General features: G+C 40.2%; 4 protein-coding genes. All 4 read right to left on the reverse strand.

Features of this window, described 5'->3' with window-relative positions:
- Positions 1–2: 2 nt before the first annotated feature.
- Positions 3–749: a hypothetical protein gene (locus ACIY19_RS10655; RefSeq protein WP_303433039.1), complete on the reverse strand. Its 747-nt coding sequence runs from the start codon at positions 747–749 to the stop codon at positions 3–5.
- Between the two features lie 26 nt (positions 750–775).
- Positions 776–1,000, reverse strand: a complete 225-nt coding sequence (locus ACIY19_RS10660; RefSeq protein ID WP_000340303.1) for a hypothetical protein — start codon at positions 998–1,000, stop codon at positions 776–778.
- A 74-nt stretch (positions 1,001–1,074) separates the two neighbouring features.
- On the reverse strand, positions 1,075–1,563 hold the full coding sequence (locus ACIY19_RS10665) for a hypothetical protein (RefSeq protein WP_409003385.1): 489 nt from the start codon (positions 1,561–1,563) through the stop codon (positions 1,075–1,077).
- Between the two features lie 63 nt (positions 1,564–1,626).
- A partial coding sequence (locus ACIY19_RS10670) for an SspB-related isopeptide-forming adhesin (protein ID WP_409003386.1) occupies positions 1,627–4,026 on the reverse strand: 2,400 nt, incomplete at its 5' end.

Below are 4,026 nucleotides of genomic sequence, written 5' to 3' on the forward strand. Positions count from 1 at the left end.
TCCTAGTTCACCTGCATGATATTCTTGGCCATACGTTGGCTGCCAAAGAGCATAATGATGTAAATGATTCCTTTTGCTATCGCAACTAAAGCACTTGTCCAGGCTCCAGTCTTATCAACTGTCAAGAGATCATTAGTTACAATAGCTGGATAAAGCATGATCACAACCACTAAAATCAATCCCTGAAGAACAGCAGCAGCATAGAGTTTAAAGAAACCGAGGCAGATCGGGCGTAAGCTATCCACCATATAGCAAGCAACAATAATTTTAGCGATTCCCTTATACGTGTAAAGGGTAAAAGAGCGTAACAGGATCAACAACTTAGTCGATATCTGACCGACAAAATCCACAACCCAATAAATAAACTGGAGCATAGCTTTTGCAATGGCATTAACTCCCTTTAAGTCTGGTAGTTCTGAACTGAATGGATTTGTGGCATTCTTGGCCACTAACTTAATGATAACATTGAACAACCATGACAAGGCATCAAAAATCGCATCCACATAGAGGATAAAAAAGAGTGCAATAGCATACTTGAGGATCTCTTCAATCCAAAGCTGAAAAGACAGCTCCCCACCATTGCTTTTAAGTTGTTGGTGCCAATTCATGAGGTTGATTCCCATAAAAAGGAGAAGAAGCAAAATTGCTACCTTCTCCATCGAACCTGAAACTGTCTCCATCAGCTGATAGGCTGTCTCATTATAGTCTTTCAGACTCATGGTTAGTTGATCAAGTGTGGATTGGTTCATAAAACCACCTCCTTCTTTTTCTCATCCTAACCAAGAGATTGAAGACCTGTTGCCAAAGCTGTAAAGAGTGCTTTTAGGACGGCACCAAGAAGAGCGCCTAAAATCAAACTTTGGATCCCTTTATCCTTCTTGTCATCCAATTCACGTTTGATTCCTACTGCTAAGTCCCAGGCACCCCAAGCGGCCCAACCAATACCGATAATCCCACCGATATTCCCAATTTTGTTAATAAAATCTACAACTGCATCCATTATTTTTTTCTCGCTTTCTTTTTATAAAAAAGGTACTAAGAAAATTCCTTAGCACCTACATTGTTTATTCAATACTATGTTTCATCCGTTGGACGAAAGGTTAGAGAGAGGGCTGTAATTACAGCTAAGACAACGATAATGGTCGTTTCCCACCAGTGATAGATTGGAACACCTTCTGGCATTATCCAATCTTTAAACCAAAGTTCAACACTTGCTGGAGCAGTTCCTTCTTTTGTTAGAAATGCCCAATAACACAGAACAAGAAACGCAACTACTACCTTAAACACAAACCAACCAATTGCTGTCGCAATCAAGCTCTTAATCAAATTAAAGATAAAGAGGAGAAACATGAGTGGAGTCGCAACCATCAAAACGGCAGCTCTCACAATCACACTCGGTAAGTTCTTCATTCCTGACCAGATGGCTTTCCCTAGCCAACGTAGGCCTTTTTTCCACTTCTTCTCTTCTTCAGGCTTAGTGACTTCTGATTTTTTTTGAGTTGGAGTGTAGTATCTATATCCACTTCTAGTCACATGTGCATCCATTTTCGTGTCCTTTCTCATCTCTCTTCCCCCTCTTTTTTATGGCTTCATTATACCATAGATGAGGGGGAATTTCTAGATGTTCTATTTTTTATGCTTACGAAGCCCAGCTCCTGCAAGACTCAACAATCCCAAAAACATTCCCCAAGTTGGAAGCATGCTTGCTGCTGTTCCAGTGTTTGGCAGTGATTGTTTTGGTTTTCCAGGTTCTTCAGGTTTTGGTGGTTCTGGAGTGTTGGTTGTTACCTTCGCAATCATTTCTTGTCCATTGACAATATTGATGAAGGTATTCTCAATCTTATCACCAGCTTCAATACGCTCAACCTCGATGTAGAAGTCAGCATCAAAGGTACCTTTAACTCCTAGAGAGTTCAAGAAATCTTGATTGATAACATAAGACCATACCCCTGTTTTCTCGTTCCACTTAATAGTCACAAGTTTCTTGATAAACTCAGAATTTGTGCCTTGGTTGAACTCAAAGGTAAAGGCATAAGAGCTACCTTTGGCAATCTTATCACCTGCTTTGATAAGCTTACCATCCTTAAGGATAACATCGTAAGGTAACGTTAGGTCTTTTTCTGCTGTGTATTCTGTACCCTTGATGACACCTTTCCAATTACCTGTATAACGGTCATGCTTCATATCGAGCTTATCCAAACCGTCATATTGGTACAACGTATGGTGTCTTTCTGGAACAGTTGCACCGTCAAGAAGGTACTGAATCAATTCACCCATTTGAACTTCTTTACCGTCAAGAACTTTCTGACCTGTTTTATCAAGCGCATGTTTTTCTGGGTGTTTTGGTTTAGGTGGTTCTGGTGTACGAGTAATAACCTTAGCGGTCATTTCTTGTTTATTGACAATATTGATGAAGGTATTCTCAATCTTATCACCAGTTTCAATACGCTCAACCTCGATGTAGAAGTCAGCATCAAATGTTCCTTTTACTCCTAGAGAGTTAAGGAAGTCTTGATTGATAACGTAAGACCATTGACCACCTTTGGCATCCCACTTAACAGTCACAAGTTTCTTGATGAACTCTGAATTGGTACCTTGGTTAAACTCAAATGTAAAGGCATAAGTGCTACCTTTGGCAATCTTATCCCCTGCTTTGATAACCTTACCATTTTTCAATGTCACGTCATAAGGCAACATAAGCTCTTTTTCTGCTGTATATTCTGTACCCTTGATGATACCTTTCCAATTACCAGTATAGCGATCATGCTTCGTATCGAGTTTATCCAAACCGTCATATTGGTACAACGTATCATGTTTTTCTGGAACAGTTACTCCATCAAGAAGGTACTGAACAAAATCACCTAGCTGAACTTCTTTGCCATCAAGGACTTTCTTGCCAGTTCTATCAAGTACATGTTTTTCTGGCTTAACATTTGGAACTTCAACTGTTACAAGATTTGACTGATAACTATTACCAAAGTCAATTTGTTTAAAGTCATTCTTGACTTTCTCCCCTGCTTTAACCAGGAGTTTAGCTGGGAGATCAATCGTCACGTTTTTATTTTGTTTCACGTAGTTTTGGTAAAAACTCTTAGAATCCTTCGCTACCCAGAGATAGAATTCTCCTCTAGGTTGCAGGTTCAATTCCTTCAGGATTTTATTGATTGCATCGGTACGTCCTTTGTCTGAAAGGACGTGATACATGTCAAACAAGTCTTTTACATCTTTGCCTGCAGCAGTCATCTTGATCTTGCTGTGGTCAACTGTGAAGGCATTGTCTTGAACATCATCCAGGATAGCAAACTTCTTACCAAGTGCTTGCGCTGAAGCAAGAATTTTGGTGTATGGGCTGTAGTCTGTCATCAAGCGGAAGGTCACGTTGCGATCAAATGTTGTCGCACCATTGATATCTTTACCAGAGCGATCCAGAACCGATTTGACTGGTTTCGGAGGTTCTGGCGTTTTTGTTGTCACAGGGTTTGAGAAAACTTCGTAATTATTCACCAACACTTTATAAGTGTTGTCATAGAAACCTTTGTCATAGATTGGCTTCCAGGTAATCACAGGAGCTTCTAGGTGCTTCCCTTCGTAGGTTGCAGTAAAGGTATACGTATTCTTTCCTGCATCATAGGCAACGCCCCATCCCGCTTTCTCTGCAGCTGCTTTCGTCACAGCTACATCAGGAACTGCTCCAGCTTCGAGTGGGTCAATGATGGTAATCTTGTCACCTTTTTTAAGGTTTGCATAGATGTTATCATGATGCAATGTATAAAGCTGAGTAGCATTTTTAGCAACTGTTTTGCCATCTGTGTTGGTTTTGTCTGTATCTGCTACAGATTTAGTTACAACTGGCTTATACTTCAATTTATAGCCGTGGTAGCTTGCTGACAATTTCTGATTTTTGGTTTCAGAAAGAGTTTTAAGCGCCAAAGTTGGTTTGGCTGGATTTTTCGCTTCGACCAATTCAGCTGATACAGGTTCAGTCTTAACTGGCTTCACGGTTGTTTTAGTAATAGTTGCAGTAGC

It is taken from the genome of Streptococcus sp. ST14, assembly GCF_046098195.1.
GTDB lineage: Bacteria > Bacillota > Bacilli > Lactobacillales > Streptococcaceae > Streptococcus.